Below are 13,492 nucleotides of genomic sequence, written 5' to 3'. Positions count from 1 at the left end.
GGTGATACGTTAATAAAGGTTGTATAATAGGAAAAAACATAAGGAGTGATAATGTGGCAAAAAAAATGGATTTAAGCATTTTTCGCCTTTTACTAATGAGTGATGATTTTCAAGATATAAGTAATGAGTTAAAGGTGTTTGACAATCGAAAATGTACCTTTTATTATGATGAATCCAATAACATCCGTAAATTATGGTTAGATGAAAATGACTTCAACGCACCAATAGATAGTGATTTTGTTTTAGGTGGTGTAATGTACTTCGGAGATAAATCAACGGCCGATGTAGATAGCCTAAAAACCAAACTACGATTACAGAAGTCTGCTAAGGAAATGAAATTCAAGCATATAAGCAAAGCAAAATCATTTTTAGAATGTCTAAATGAAGAAAAGGTACTTTTCTTTTTGCAATGGCTTTACGACAGTGATTTATATATTCATTTCTCAAATGTCAATAATCTATATTTTGCGATAGTCGATATTATAGATAGCATAGATGAACCGGGTTATATTCCGTTTATCTACCAAATGAAAAATGAGTTATATAAATTGGTGCGAAAAAATTATCGGGATTTTTATAGTCTGCTTGTTCGCTGTAATTACCCAAATGTCAGTAGTAAAGATATTGATTATTTTTATACTCACATATTAGGGTATATTGATAATTCATGTGTAGATATTCCGTTTGATTTAGAAATACTTCGACAAGGTGTAAAAGCTGCACGAAAACAAAAAGAGCTTTCTTTTTTACAAGGGAATATGGAAAAGACCGTTATTGAAAACTACTTTTCCTTTTATACACGTCCAATAGGCGTTTTCCCTCATGCTAAACACATTTTCGATAATGAATATAAAATTGAAGAAATATTTGCAGAGTATGAATTTTATAATGGTGAAAGCAAATTAGAAAATTATGAGTTTGTTAATTCTATAAATAACCCTCTTGTCCAAGTGTCAGATTGTATTGTCGGTTTATTAGGTAAATACTACACATATACGAATAGCATTGATATATATCAAGCTCACCAACTGTTTACAATACTCTCTGATAGGCAACGAAAAGCGTTGCGTGTATTGGCTCAACTCATTATAAAATCCGAACGATTAAGCAAACTACTCTTAAATTCAACAGAAAGCATAGAAGAACATGATATTAGTAGTTTTATTCTACGAAATGCTTTGATAAATTAGGCTTTTAAATTTTCACGCTCAGTTACCTTTTTCTGTTGAACCTGTTTTATACAGTACCCAATACAAGGGGACTGCCCCCCTATAGGGGCAGCCCGCGCAGCGCGGGGAAAAGGAAGCGGGCGGGGATTTGTCCCGCTTCCTGTCCTCCGGTTTCTGTATCATCATCTTTTCATAGGGGCTGTCTGTGAACAGGGTCATACTTCCTTATCCTCCTGTCCCTCGTCTGCTTCCTCCCCGCCGTCCGGTTCTTCCGGCTGTTCTTCCTCGGTTTCTTCGTCGTAGTCGTCAAAGTCATAATCGCTAAGGTCGTCGCTTCCCTTTGCCGCGTCCTTCTTCGGTTTCAGTACCTTAAAATAGTAGAACGCCGCGCCGCCTGCCCCGGCAAGCACAAGGACGATAAGCAGTAGTCCCATGCTGCCGCCGCTTTCTTCCTCCTGCGGTTCTTCCGGTTCCTCCGGCTCTGGTTCGGCTTCCGCGCCCGCACACTGGGTACGGTCAGTAGAGCATACGGAGCAGTTCATATTGACGGCTCCGGCTTCGCATTTCTCCGTACAGGTGCAGACGGCAGGCGTTTCCTCTGTGGCTTCCCCGTCCTCCAAAAGAGCGGAAAGGTCTGTGTCGTCTACTTGATTGAGGAAATGGACGGTGTTTTCCCCCTCGTCGTCCCGGTCAATGAGGATATAGAAGTAATTCCCGGCTTTGGTCGTCACTGTGATAAGCTGCTTATTCCCGCCGAAATCATCTACAAGGGTGGCGTTCCCCTCCGGCGTGAGGGGTTCGGCTTCCTGCGGTTCCTCCACAACAACGCCGCTGTCATTGGTTACGTCGGGTGTGTCCTCCGGGGTCTGTGCAAAAGCGGGAACGGAAAAGCCGCCCATAAGGAGCAGGGCGGCGCAAAAGGCGGTCAGTGTCCGTGTGATTTTATTCTTCATGTTCTGCGTCCTCCTGTCCCTCGTCATAGTCTGCGGCTTCCCCTGCGCCATAGTCCGGCGCGGGTTCCATGCCCGGAATACCGCCGCCGGAAAGCATTGTGTTAAGCTCCTGCGGGGTCAGCTTCATAGCCCGCACAAGCTGTACGATTTGCAGGTTTTCCGCTTCGGTTTTCTGTGCTTCCAAGCCTTTCAGCTTATTCTGGTACTCTGTGATTTTCTCGCGGGTTTTCTGGATTTCCCGGTCGATACGTTCAATCTTGTTCATAGCCATAAAAAATTTCTCCTTTCATTTTTAGTCGGTTTACCAGTTCATCAGCCCGTACCCTTTGATACACTGATAATTCAGGTCGTAGCTTTTTATCTTGCAGGCGTCGCCGGAATTGCCCTCCACGGTGTAGACGCGGCTCCCGTCTGTGCCTATGACAATGCCTACATGGTCTGCGCTGCCGTCCAAGTCCCAGTCAAAAAAGATAGCGTCGCCGGGGGCGATATTCTCATAGCCCCTTGCGCCCCATTGCCCGCGCGACTGGAACCACGGGACACCCTGCGACTGGCAGGCGGCAAACTTCGGTTCGCTCACGCCCGCCCGGTTGTAACACCATGACACAAAGCAGGCACACCACTCGACGCGGGAATTGAAGCCGTACCAGCTCCAATAGGGATAGCCGCCCACGTTCCCGACTTGCTGCTTCGCAAGGTCTACAAGGGCGGTGTTTCCGGGGCGTGTGCCGTTTACAAACTGTACGCCGCTTAAATCCTCCGACGCGGAAGTGTCCGGGGAACCGCCGCCGAAAATCAACGGCTTATTGCCGCTTGTTTCCATATAGACGCGGAACATTTCAAGCTGCTCCGGGGTCAGAAGTTCTTCCGCAAGTGAGGAAATGGGCTTGTTCGTCAGCTCCACGTTGAGGATATGGTACTCATACGGCACTTGAACCGTATAAGTTTCCTCATGCTCGTTGCCGTCCTCGTCCGTCCATGTGTTAGTGCGTTCTTCCTCCCGGTAGCGGATTTCCACTTCCTCGGTCAGCGTCAGGGTGTACTGTAAGCCAAAAATGCGCTCGATTTCTGCCTGTGCGCTTTGTGGGGTATAGCTCTGCAAAAGGGCGGTCAGATAGGACGCTAATTCATGGGGGTTATGCCCGATTGTGTCAAGGTCGTAGCGGTATTCATCATAGCCGGGGTGGGTGCGTTCGATATTATCAATCTCGCTTTGCAGCTCATTTTCCATAGCGGCATAACTGTTTTCCACCGCTACAAGGTCGCTGTCCTCTGATGTGTAGGAAGTCCCCACAACGCCGTTTATCGTCCCGGAAAACATAGCGGAACAGGACGACAGCCCCGCAAAGACAAGGATAATCAGGAGCAGCGCGGCTATGGCGATACAAACGCCTGCCGGGTGCCTTGCCACAAACGCTATGGTCTGCCTTGTTTTCTCGGCGGCTTTGGCTGCCGCTTTCCGGGTGTTCTCCGCTGCGGCTTTGATACCCTTTGCGCTGCCTGCCCCTGCTGCCTTTGCATACTGCTTTTTAATCTGCCGTTTCTGCCAGAAGCGGGAAAGGGGATTGCTCGTAAGCTGTGGGTTGTCGCGGAGCGTCTTGTGGTACTGGAAGTTGACGTTCGCCTTGAACGCCGCTTTCTCTGCCTTTGCCGCTTTCCGGTAGGGTTTGAGCTTGTGGCTGCGGTAGCCCTGTTTCACTTTCCGCGCCCCGTATTTCGCGCCTTTTTCCGCCAGTTCTTCGGATTTGTGTGCGCCCTCCACGCCGGAATTGTCCTTTTCTACGGAATGTACCTTGTTGTGGACGAAAATACCCGCTTCCTGCGCGGGGCGGGACAGCGGGTTTTTATGGCTTTTGCTTCCGGGCATGGGCTTTTCCCGTTCCTCAAAGCGTAAGCGGGTCTTTGCCTTTCCGGTGGCTTCGTCAAAGGTGCGCTCCTTGACAAGTTTTTTCTGTTTCGGGATAGCTGCTTTTGCCGCGTCCAGGCGGTCGGCTGCCCGGTTGGATTTCTCAATGTACTTTTCCAGTTCCGGGGTGGTAAGTTCTTCTTCGGTAAACTGCAAACGGGACGACTTCGTTTGTGCCGCCGCTTCCTCCTGTGCTTTCCTTACCGCCCTTTTGCTTGCCTTGCGGGTATGGGCTGCGTCGATATGCTCCATGACGCGCTCGGCGGCTGCCGTGTCCTGCTTCGGGACAGCTCCCGGCGCATGGGGCAGCGGGGAAGCGTCGGGGGAAGCGGGAAACGGCTGCGCCGCTTCCTGCGCCGTCTGGTTGTCCGGCTCCTGCGGCTTCTGCGGTTCTGCCTGCGGCTGCTCCCGTGGGTCATGCCGGATTTTCTGCCTGTGGGGTTTCCCCTGCGGGGCTTCCGGCTCTTTCTTCCCGGAAAAGTCTGCTTCCCGTTCCCGGCTGCTTACCCGTTCGGCGGTCTGTCTGGTTTCGTTTACCTCCACAAGCCCGTCACGGGTCATTTTCTGAGTGATTTTATCGCGGGGCTTATACTGTTTTATGTCTTTCCACCTCCAATCCGCGCCCTTGCAAGGACGCAATACTCTGCGTTAATCTCAATGCCGATATAGTGGCGGTCAAGGCTTTTCGCTGCAAGCCCGGTCGTACCGCTCCCGAAAAAGGGGTCAAGGACAATGCCGCCTTTCGGACAGCCCGCCAGTATGCACGTTTCCGCTAATTTCGGGGGAAACGCGGCAAAATGCCCGCCCTTATAGGGAACGGTATTGATAGTCCAAACGTCCCGGCGGTTCCTTGTGGTCGGCATGAGCGCGTCGTCGTAGTAGCCGCCGCGCCTTGCCTTGTTCAGTCCTTGCACTTTTCCCTGTCCGGGGACTTCTGCGGCGTATTTGCTGTTTATGCTGCGCCCCATGCGGTACCGCGCCGCCGTTTTCGGGGAAATGGGTTCAGCTATGGACGCAGCGTCATAGTAGTATTTCTTTTCTTTTGTAAGCAGGAAGATATGTTCATAGCAGCGGGTCGGGCGGTCTTTACAGCTCTCCGGCATGGGGTTTTCTTTCTGCCAGATAATGTCGCTCCGCAGGTACCACCCGTCAGCGCGCAGGGAAAAGGCTAAGAGCCACGGGATACCGATTAAATCCTTTTGCTTGCAGCCTGCTGTTTTCCTTGCGACGGACACACTTTGCCCGTTCCTGCCCTGTGGGTATTTTGGGTCGGTATAGCCGCCCTTGCTGCCTGTGCCGCAGTAGGTGTCTGCGATATTCAGCCAGAGCGTACCGTCCGGGCGCAGCACCCGCCGCAGTTCCCGGAAAACCTCGGTCAGCCGTTCAATATATTCTTCCGGCGTGTCCTCGCGCCCTATCTGCATGGTAAGCCCGTAATCGCGCAGCGCGTAGTAGGGCGGGCTTGTCACGGCACAATGGACGCTTTCAGAGGGAAGCTCCCGCAGGGCATACAGTGCGTCCCGGTTGATAATGGTGTCTGCTTTCAGTCCGTTCATGCTTCGCCCACTTCCTCCGGCTTCGTCGTCATTACCCTGTAAAGCTCCGTGTCCTTCGGGAAGCGGTCTACAAAGGGCAGCACCACGTTCCCATAGAAGATAAGCCCCTCGCCCGCTTCGGTGTGGGTAACGTACTTCATCTGCTGCGGGGAAATATTGAGCTGCCTTGCAAGGATAGCCCGGTCGCCCTGCGCCTGATTGAGCATGAGGACAAAATCGCTGTTTTCAAAGATGTTCTCCACTTCCCGGCTTGCCAGAAGGTCTTTTACGTTCTGCGTGATTGCGGTCGGTATGCCGCCCCATTTACGGAACCGCTTCCAGATTTCCACGGAATAGGCGGCGGTCTGTTCCTCTTTCAAGAGAAGATGAAATTCGTCCATGTAGTAGCGCGTTGCTTTTTTCTCTGCCCGGTTGACGGTAACGCGGTTCCATACCTGGTCTTGCACAATGAGCATACCTAACTTTTTGAGCTGCTTCCCAAGCTGCTTAATGTCAAAGCAGACAAGGCGGTTGGAAAGCTCCACGTTCGTCCTGTGGTTGAACACGTTAAGGCTGCCGGAAACGTAAAGCTCCAATGCCGCCGCAATCCGCGCCGCTTCCGGCTCCGGCTGCTTCAAAAGTTCATTGTAAAGGTCGCCAAGGATAGGCATTTTCGCCGGGTCGGGGTCGGCAAGAAACGGTCGGTACACGTTCCTTACCGCCCGGTCAATGACGGTCTTATCGACAGGCTGCAAGCCCTCCTTGCCGCCAATGACAAGCTCGCAGAGGGAAAGGATAAAGTCGCTTTTTAAAGCAAGCGGGTTGTCGTCCTCACTGTAATTGAGGTTTATATCCATAGGGTTCACATACTGGGGCTTGCCGTCCATGCCTTTTCCCGCCGGGGAGAGCCGCACCACCTGTCCGTTAAGTCGCTGCACAAGGGAAAAATACTCGGCTTCCGGGTCGCAGATAATTATGTCGTCGTCGGTAATGAGGAACGCATTTGTCATTTCCCGTTTTGCCGCAAAGGATTTCCCGCTTCCCGGTGTTCCAAGGATAAGCCCGTTCGGGTTTTTGAGCTGCTTCCGGTCGCAGAGTATCATGTTATTGCTAAGTGCGTTCAGCCCGTAGTAGAGGGCTTCCCCGGTCTGAAAAAGCTCCTGCGTGATAAAGGGAATGAAAATCGCGGTGCTGCTCGTCGTCAATCCCCTCTGGATAGGGACAAGGTTTTCGCCCAGTGGAACGCTGCTCATCAAGCCTGCTTCCTGCTGATAGTCAAGGCGGGTAAGGGCGCAGTTATATTTCTGGGCGATACCCGCCGCCGCGAAAACGTCATTTTCCAGTTTCCGCTTCGTGTCTGCCATATTTACCACAAGGAAGGTCAAGAGGAACATTCTTTCATTCCTGCTCTGTAAATCCTGCAAGAGATTTTTCGCTTCGCTGCCGAACGTGGCAAGGTCGGACGGGATTATATCCATGTCATACCCGGAACGGACAGCCTTTTTCTGTTCCTCAATCTTCATTTTGTCAAGGTCTGTGATTTTCCGCTTAATGGTCTTTATGGCTTCCGTCTGGTCGATACTGCGGATATGTAAGTTGACGATTACGCCCGTTTCCAAGTCCAGAATGTCGGCAAGCATACGGTCGTTCAGTTCCGGCGCAAGGATTTCAAGGAAGCTAACCGCGCCGATTTTACGCCCCATGCGGAAATACCTACCCTCCCCGAACCGGAAAGAGGACGGGGCGATAAAGTCCTTTGTGGCAAGCCCTGCCGGGGCAAGCCAGTCATAGGAAAACGCGAACGGCTCCCCGTCCGGGTGGAATACCCCATGCAGCACCTTTAACCGTTCCTGCCCGTTCATGGGGCGGGCGGTCACGCCAAGCACTTTAAAATTGTTGAGTATGTCGGTTTCAATGCGGGCAAGGCGGGATTTTGCCGCCGCCGGGTTGTCGGCTTCCACGGAAAACGTGATATACTTGTGCTTCACAAGCCCGTTGTTCCCTTTGCTAAGCTGATTTTTCAGCATACCCGCGTACTCGCTGCGGATAGAATTGAAAGCGTCGTCCTGCGGGGGTATGTCAATGGCTTTTTCCGCTTCCTCCCGCTGTGTGCCTTGATTGATAAAGGAAAGCTGCACGCTCACGCTTGCGTCAAAGTAGTTGAGGAAGTCACACCAGTTTTCAAAAATAGCGGTCTTATCGTCGCTGCCTGCAAGCTGATAGTTGATGTCCTCAAACGCGATACTCTTTGAATACTTCTTATCCGTTACCCGGCAGATACCGTCCGGGTACATCTGCAAGTAGGGAATGGTCTGCTGCGCGGTGTGGGTTTTCCCGTCGCCCTTTGCCTGTCTTATAATGCTTTCAATCTGTTTCTTTTCGGCGCGGGTCAGCTTCCTTTTTCTCTTTGCGGGGGCGGCTGCCCGCGCCTGTGCTGCCTGTCTTTTTGACAATCGCTGATACCTCCTTTTCAAGTTTTCTCTGCCGTTCCAAGACGGCGTATAGGTTTTCCGTCCGGTAGGGGCGTTCCTTTGGACGGATAAACTGGGTCTGTATGATGTTCTTTACAATCACTTCAAGGGGCTGCCCGTGTTTCTCATACATGGCAAAGAGGAAGCAGGGCAGCATGACGACAATCATAGCCATAGCTGCAAGGCTCGTCCCTGCGCTGTCCTTGAGCAAAAAGAAAAGCGGCAAGCCTACGCCTAAGGCTGCCGCAAAACAAATGAGCTGCCGCTTCGTAAGGTTGAAAGCGACTTTTGTTTTGACTTTGGATAAATCTTTTGGTACGGGTACATACGCCAAGTGAAAACCTCCTTTCTGCGGGGGAAGCTCCCCGCGTTTTCTGTGTTAGTGTGCATTGAGGATTGATTTTGCCAGTGCGCCGGATTTAAACAGGGAAAAGCAGAGGATAACCGTATAGGCTGCAAGGGAGAATATCGCGCTGTGTAGGTTGTCTGCGATAATCATGTCGTTTACAAGGACGGCATAAATGCCGACACATATCATAATGAGAAACCCTTGAAAGCCAAGGGCGAACAGCCCTTTTAAGTAGTTGTTCCCTATCTGTCCCCATTCCCGGTTTGTCATGGTTGCGAATGGGATAGGCGATACCGAACAGTATAGGTAAATTTCAATCATTCTGCCGTAAAGGATAACCGTTATCAGTACGGACATGATTTTCATGCACAAGCTCACAAGGCTTGTTTCAAGCATGAGTAAGAGAAGTTCGGGGATTTCCATTCCTTCAAGCCCCTCCTGCATGGAAGCAAGGGCTTCGGCAGCGTCGATAGCCGTGTCGCTGCTGATTACCCCCGCCGCGCCGGAAACAATGTGCTGCGCCATGTCAAAGACTGCCATAGTGATGTCAAAGGTATGCGTTACCAGAAAGACGGCAACGAACGCTTTGAAAAACCACTTGAAAAACATGAATGTGTCAATGTCGTGCAGATTGTTCTTTTCCGTTACCATGCTGATAAGCTCCACGCATAGAACGTAGGTAATGACAAGCCCCGCAATGGGGACGATTACATTCTCCGAAAGGTTCTGTATCATGGAGAAGATATTCGCGTTCCACCCTTGCGGGGTCTTGCCTACCTCGTTTGCGATAGTGCCTACCTTTTCGTTTACGTCCCCGAACATAGTTGACAGATTACCGTTAATGGCTCCGATTAAGATACCCTTTATCCATTCGTTAATCGCGTCAAGTATGCTCTGCATAGGCGGCTACTCCTGCGGCTTATCCGAAAAGCCCTGCAAGCTGCGGTACAAGGAGCATACCGATAAGGGCAACGCCGCCGCCCGCCATGAGCTGTTTCATGCCCTGGCTTTTTGCTTATGTGTGATAAAGAAGCAATAGAAGTGCAAAAAATTTTGCCGTTCCTATCCGACACTTGGCCATTGTGTCGGATAGGTCGGGCGGTTATTCGGGCAAGTCAATCTTGCCGACAAAGCTGTAATAAATCTCAATGTCCTGCCTGCGGGTGCCGTTCTCATCATAGCTGCACTCATGCACCACAATTTTCTCGATCATTTCCCGCAAGAGAGTGGGGGTCAGTTCTTCAAAGGCAAGGTGCTTGCGGACAATGCCCATAAATTTCTCGGCGTTGACGGTAGCTGCCTGTGACTTGTCCAGTTCGGCTTGCAGGGCGGCGGCTCTCTTTTTCAGCTCCGCTTGCTCGGCTTCGTAGTCAGCCGACAGTTCCATGAAACGCTCATCGCTGATTTTGCCGTTTACATTGTCCTCATACAGCCGCTTGATAATGCGGCTGATTTCAGAAATGCGTTCCTGCGCCTGTTCAAGCTGCTTGATGGCTGCGGCGGTCTTTCGCTTGCCGCCGATCTCGTTCTGCTGGACAAGTAGTTTCACAAACCGGCTCTCATGCTTGGCTGCGTATTCGGTCACTTGCCGGAGATTTGCCAGGACACCAGCGGTCAACAGATCGGTGCGGATAAAGTGCGCCGTACAGTTGCGGGTGCGCTTCTTGTAGCTGCCGCAGATGTAGCAGTCCTGTTTGCGGTCTTTGTTCTGATACCGCTGCTGATACAGCACATGGCCGCAGTCGGCGCAGAACAAAATCCCGGAGAACAGCCCCACTTCATCGTAGCGGTTCGGGCGTTTGCGCTGTTTGCGTAACTCCTGCACCCGTTCCCATGTTTCCTTGTCGATGATCGGCTCATGGTGGTTCTCGAAAATGGCCTGCTTCTCGACGGGGTTCTCTATGCTGTGCTTGACCTTATAAGAAGGCTTTTCCGTTTTGAAGTTCACCAGACATCCGGTGTACTCTCGGTTTTCGAGGATATGAACGACGGTGTTGGTCGCCCATTTGCACTCATAGCCTGGGTGATAACGGCGGGTGCTGCCTGTCCGCTGATATTCCAGCGTCCCCGGCGTGGGGATTTGCTGCTCCGTCAGCATACGGGCAATCTTGGTCGGGCCGTTCCCGGCAAGGCAAAGCTGGTAAATCTGCTGCACCACCGGGGCGGCTTCCTCGTCTATAATAAAATTCTCGTCCTCGTCCATCACATAGCCGTAAACCGGCTTGCTGGTAACAGGCTTGCCGCTCATGCCTTTTGACTTTTTCACTGCCTTGATTTTCTTGCTCGTATCTCTCACCAGCCATTCATTGAACAGATTTCGCAGCGGGGTAAAATCGTTGTCCATGCCCTCGCTGGCACTGTCCACATTATCGTTGACAGCGATAAAACGCACACCCTTTTGAGGGAACAGCATTTCCGTGTAAAACCCTACCTGCAAGTAGTTTCGCCCTAACCGGCTCATGTCCTTGACGATGACCGTACCCACTTTCCCGGCTTCAATGTCCGCAAGCATGGCTTGAAATCCGGGCCGCTGGAAGTTCGCGCCGGAAAAACCGTCGTCGGTGTACCAGCGCAGATTGGTAAAGCCGTTCTGTTTTGCGTAGGTTTCGAGTATCCTTTTTTGGTTCGATATGGAATTACTCTCGCCTTGCAATTCATCCTCGTGGGACAATCTCGGATAAAGGGCGGTAATGAGGTTTTGGGTGGCTTGTCTTAACATAAAATCCTCCGTTTCCGACAGCCAGCCCCACTATTCCGTGGTTTCATTGTACCACGGAACGGCGGGGGCTGTACAGCGGCAAAAGCGTTAAATTTGCTTCTTTACAGCTTTTCAATTTTCCGATTTTTATGGTATGGGTTGTCGTCCCATATTTGCAGTAGAAAAGTTCATAACTCCGTGGTATACTCTGATTTAACAAAAAAATCAGAAGTTAAAGGAGAAAACATGAAGTATACAATAGATGAATTAACCGCGGCCAAAAGGCAAATTGATTCAACTCTGCACAAGCTAAGAGAAACAGTAAAAACATTTGAATCAAAGGATAATTCCGAGCGTTATAAATCACAAATCACATTGGCAAAGAGAAGAATAAAAGCCTTTGAAATTGCAAATTATTTTATAGAGAATGAGATTAAGAATTGCTAAAGCACTTCCGATTTTCGTTCCAGCGGTCATGCTCCCTGGCATGGCCGCTTTTCCATGCCCCGGTTCACGCCGGATAAGTCGGCTCCTGTGTAGCAGCGGCTTCCGCTTCCAGTACCCGCGCCATTTTGTCGGCGGCTGTGGTTGTGGTGTCTTTCTTGAAATAGCCGGACACGACAAGGACGGAATTGCCCATGCGGATTTCCGTCACACAGTCAGGGCGGCGGGTGGTGCGGGTGTCGTGCTGCTTGTTATCTGCCATAGGCAATACTCCTTTCAGTCGGTAATCAGTTTCTTCATGCTCTCCATTTTCCGCTTGGCGGTTTCCTGCCGGAAGTTGTCGCCGGTAAAGCGTACCGGGACGCACATGGAAAGCAGGCGGTCATAAATCCGGGAATGGGCGGTGTCCTCCGGGTTGTGCAGGTCGTCCAGCGTAAGGTTGGTCGTGACGATCAGCGGCTTGCCGCTGCGGTAACGGCTGTCAATCACATTGAACACCTGTTCCAGCCCGTATTCCGTCCCGCGTTCCATGCCGAAGTCGTCAAGGATCAGCAGCGGATAACGACAAAGGCGGGAAATGTACTCGTTGCGCCCCTCAAAGCTGGCGGCAAGGTCATTGAGGATAAGAGCAAAGTTCGTCATGCGGACGGGGATTTCTTTCTCCATGAGGGCGTTTGCGATACAGCCTGCAAGGTAGCTTTTGCCGGTGCCTACGCCGCCCCAGAACAGGCAGCCGATATTGTCTGTCCGCATATCTTCCCAATGCTCCACATACCGGCGGGCAAGCCCGGTCTGCGGGTTCCTGCCGTTGTCGTTCTCGAAAGTCCAGTCCCGCATGGTGGGGTCGGTAAAGCCCCGGCGTTTCAGTTCTTCCACGGTGTCAAGGTGTCTGCGCCGCTTTTCGGCGGCTTCCCGTTCCTCGCGGGCGGTTCTCTGGCAGTCGCACTCTGCCGGGTGGCGGTCGCGCCCGAAGATAGCGGCCTTATCCGGCGCAAAATAGGCTTCTTTCGGCTTGCGGCACTTGCCGCAGTACAGTAAACCGTCCTCGCCGGTGTAGTCCTCCGGCTCCGGGATGGTGGTCGTCATATTCTCCAAAACCGCGTTGATTTCATTCTTCATAAACTCTCGCCCTCCTTGCATGAGTAGTCTGGTATGCCCTTTTTAGGGGCTTCCTTTTTGTCGTTCCCCGCCCATATCCGCAGGGCGGCGGCATAGTTCTGGTAGCTTTTCCCGTTGGCGGCAAGGTAGCGGCTCATTTCCTCGATGAACCGTTCCAGCCTGTCAGGGTACTCTGCCTGCAACTCGTCGTATTCGGTCTGTGACAGAAAAATATTTCCATATCGGCCATAGGGCGCGGACGGCCCCCCACTCACTCCCTTTGTTTGGCTCTCTGTAAGGTTGTTTATAGTAGTTTGGTTAGGGGACGGTTTTCCGACCATCATAAGGTCGGTTTTCTGACCATCAGTAGGACGGTTTTCCGGCTCTATGAGGGGCGGACTTCCGGCCATCAGTTGGTCTGAAAACTGTACCTGTGGCACTGGCGGTACTTTGACATAAAGCCGGTTCGGTGCGGAGAAGCCGCCCCGTTCCCGTTCCAACAGCCCCGCCGTGTCCAGTTCATTAAGCGCCCCCTTGATGGTGGTGCTGCCTTTATCCAGTATTTCTGCTATCTCCGCGATGGGATAGATAATATAAATCCTGCCCTCGTCGTCCAGCCACTTGTTTTTCTGGGAGAGGGTGGAACGGTCTAACAGCAGCGAATACAGCAGCTTGGCGGTCTGTGAAATCTCCATTTTCAGCAGGAAACGGGGATACGGCAGATAGGCGGGCAGCCGCGTGTCTGCCCTGATATAATCAGCGATAGGATCACCTCCCTGTGTTCGGGTTGATTTTGGCGTATTGTCACGCATTAAAACGCCGTTTCCGGGGGAAAAGGATAAATGTATCGCGTACCCTTTGACACCCAC

General features: G+C 51.5%; 13 protein-coding genes and 1 pseudogene. 2 read left to right on the top strand and 12 right to left on the bottom strand.

Annotated elements, in window-relative coordinates; translation table 11 throughout:
• Nucleotides 1-53 precede the first annotated feature (53 nt).
• Nucleotides 54-1,190 (top strand): DUF3800 domain-containing protein, encoded by a 1,137-nt coding sequence (locus ACQY69_RS00070; protein ID WP_428257561.1) that lies wholly within the window; start codon nucleotides 54-56, stop codon nucleotides 1,188-1,190.
• Between the two features lie 194 nt (nucleotides 1,191-1,384).
• On the opposite strand, the gene ACQY69_RS00065 is transcribed toward ACQY69_RS00070, so the two are convergent.
• The 9 genes and pseudogenes from ACQY69_RS00065 to ACQY69_RS00025 all read right to left on the bottom strand — a co-directional run bounded on the left by ACQY69_RS00065 (nucleotide 1,385) and on the right by ACQY69_RS00025 (nucleotide 11,102).
• Nucleotides 1,385-2,122, bottom strand: a complete 738-nt coding sequence (locus ACQY69_RS00065; protein WP_428257560.1) for a DUF4366 domain-containing protein — start codon at nucleotides 2,120-2,122, stop codon at nucleotides 1,385-1,387.
• Entirely contained in the window at nucleotides 2,112-2,393 is a 282-nt protein-coding gene (locus tag ACQY69_RS00060; RefSeq protein WP_428257558.1) for a DUF4315 family protein, read from the bottom strand. Before ACQY69_RS00060 ends, ACQY69_RS00065 begins: the two co-directional genes overlap by 11 nt.
• Nucleotides 2,394-2,423: 30 nt before the next feature.
• On the bottom strand, nucleotides 2,424-4,280 hold the full coding sequence (locus tag ACQY69_RS00055) for a CHAP domain-containing protein (protein WP_428260971.1): 1,857 nt from the start codon (nucleotides 4,278-4,280) through the stop codon (nucleotides 2,424-2,426).
• A 344-nt stretch (nucleotides 4,281-4,624) separates the two neighbouring features.
• On the bottom strand, nucleotides 4,625-5,584 hold the full coding sequence (locus tag ACQY69_RS00050; protein ID WP_428257556.1) for a DNA-methyltransferase: 960 nt from the start codon (nucleotides 5,582-5,584) through the stop codon (nucleotides 4,625-4,627).
• Nucleotides 5,581-8,016: a VirB4-like conjugal transfer ATPase, CD1110 family gene (locus ACQY69_RS00045; protein WP_428257555.1), complete on the bottom strand. Its 2,436-nt coding sequence runs from the start codon at nucleotides 8,014-8,016 to the stop codon at nucleotides 5,581-5,583. The genes ACQY69_RS00050 and ACQY69_RS00045 overlap by 4 nt, the downstream gene beginning before the upstream one ends.
• Nucleotides 7,928-8,368, bottom strand: a complete 441-nt coding sequence (locus tag ACQY69_RS00040; protein ID WP_428257553.1) for a PrgI family protein — start codon at nucleotides 8,366-8,368, stop codon at nucleotides 7,928-7,930. Before ACQY69_RS00040 ends, ACQY69_RS00045 begins: the two co-directional genes overlap by 89 nt.
• Nucleotides 8,369-8,413: 45 nt before the next feature.
• A complete protein-coding gene (locus ACQY69_RS00035; RefSeq protein WP_428257552.1) occupies nucleotides 8,414-9,283 on the bottom strand; it encodes a VirB6/TrbL-like conjugal transfer protein, CD1112 family in 870 nt (289 codons plus the stop codon).
• 19 nt (nucleotides 9,284-9,302) lie between these two features.
• Nucleotides 9,303-9,398, bottom strand: a pseudogene (locus ACQY69_RS00030) (Maff2 family mobile element protein); the annotation flags it as partial.
• A gap of 87 nt (nucleotides 9,399-9,485) precedes the next feature.
• A complete protein-coding gene (locus ACQY69_RS00025; protein ID WP_002596236.1) occupies nucleotides 9,486-11,102 on the bottom strand; it encodes a recombinase family protein in 1,617 nt (538 codons plus the stop codon).
• 225 nt (nucleotides 11,103-11,327) lie between these two features.
• Here ACQY69_RS00025 and ACQY69_RS00020 point away from each other — a divergent pair, with 225 nt between their 5' ends.
• Nucleotides 11,328-11,528 (top strand): hypothetical protein, encoded by a 201-nt coding sequence (locus tag ACQY69_RS00020; protein ID WP_002596235.1) that lies wholly within the window; start codon nucleotides 11,328-11,330, stop codon nucleotides 11,526-11,528.
• Between the two features lie 64 nt (nucleotides 11,529-11,592).
• Here ACQY69_RS00020 and ACQY69_RS00015 read toward each other — a convergent pair whose 3' ends face one another.
• From ACQY69_RS00015 to ACQY69_RS00005, 3 genes are all read right to left on the bottom strand, one after another.
• Nucleotides 11,593-11,787, bottom strand: a complete 195-nt coding sequence (locus tag ACQY69_RS00015) for a transposon-encoded TnpW family protein (RefSeq protein WP_002596234.1) — start codon at nucleotides 11,785-11,787, stop codon at nucleotides 11,593-11,595.
• A gap of 14 nt (nucleotides 11,788-11,801) precedes the next feature.
• The gene (locus tag ACQY69_RS00010; protein WP_002596233.1) at nucleotides 11,802-12,644 is read right to left on the bottom strand and encodes an ATP-binding protein; all 843 of its coding nucleotides are present in this window, start codon (nucleotides 12,642-12,644) and stop codon (nucleotides 11,802-11,804) included.
• Nucleotides 12,641-13,492, bottom strand: an 852-nt coding sequence (locus ACQY69_RS00005; RefSeq protein WP_428257549.1) for a replication initiator protein A, incomplete at its 5' end; no start/stop codon positions are given. The genes ACQY69_RS00010 and ACQY69_RS00005, both read right to left, overlap by 4 nt.

It is taken from the genome of Gallibacter sp. Marseille-QA0791 (assembly GCF_965119705.1).
In the GTDB taxonomy this organism is placed as follows: Bacteria; Bacillota; Clostridia; order Peptostreptococcales; family Anaerovoracaceae; genus Lentihominibacter; species Lentihominibacter excrementipullorum.
Note: the sequence above shows the minus strand (reverse complement) of the source record. Positions and strands in the feature narration are given on the sequence as shown.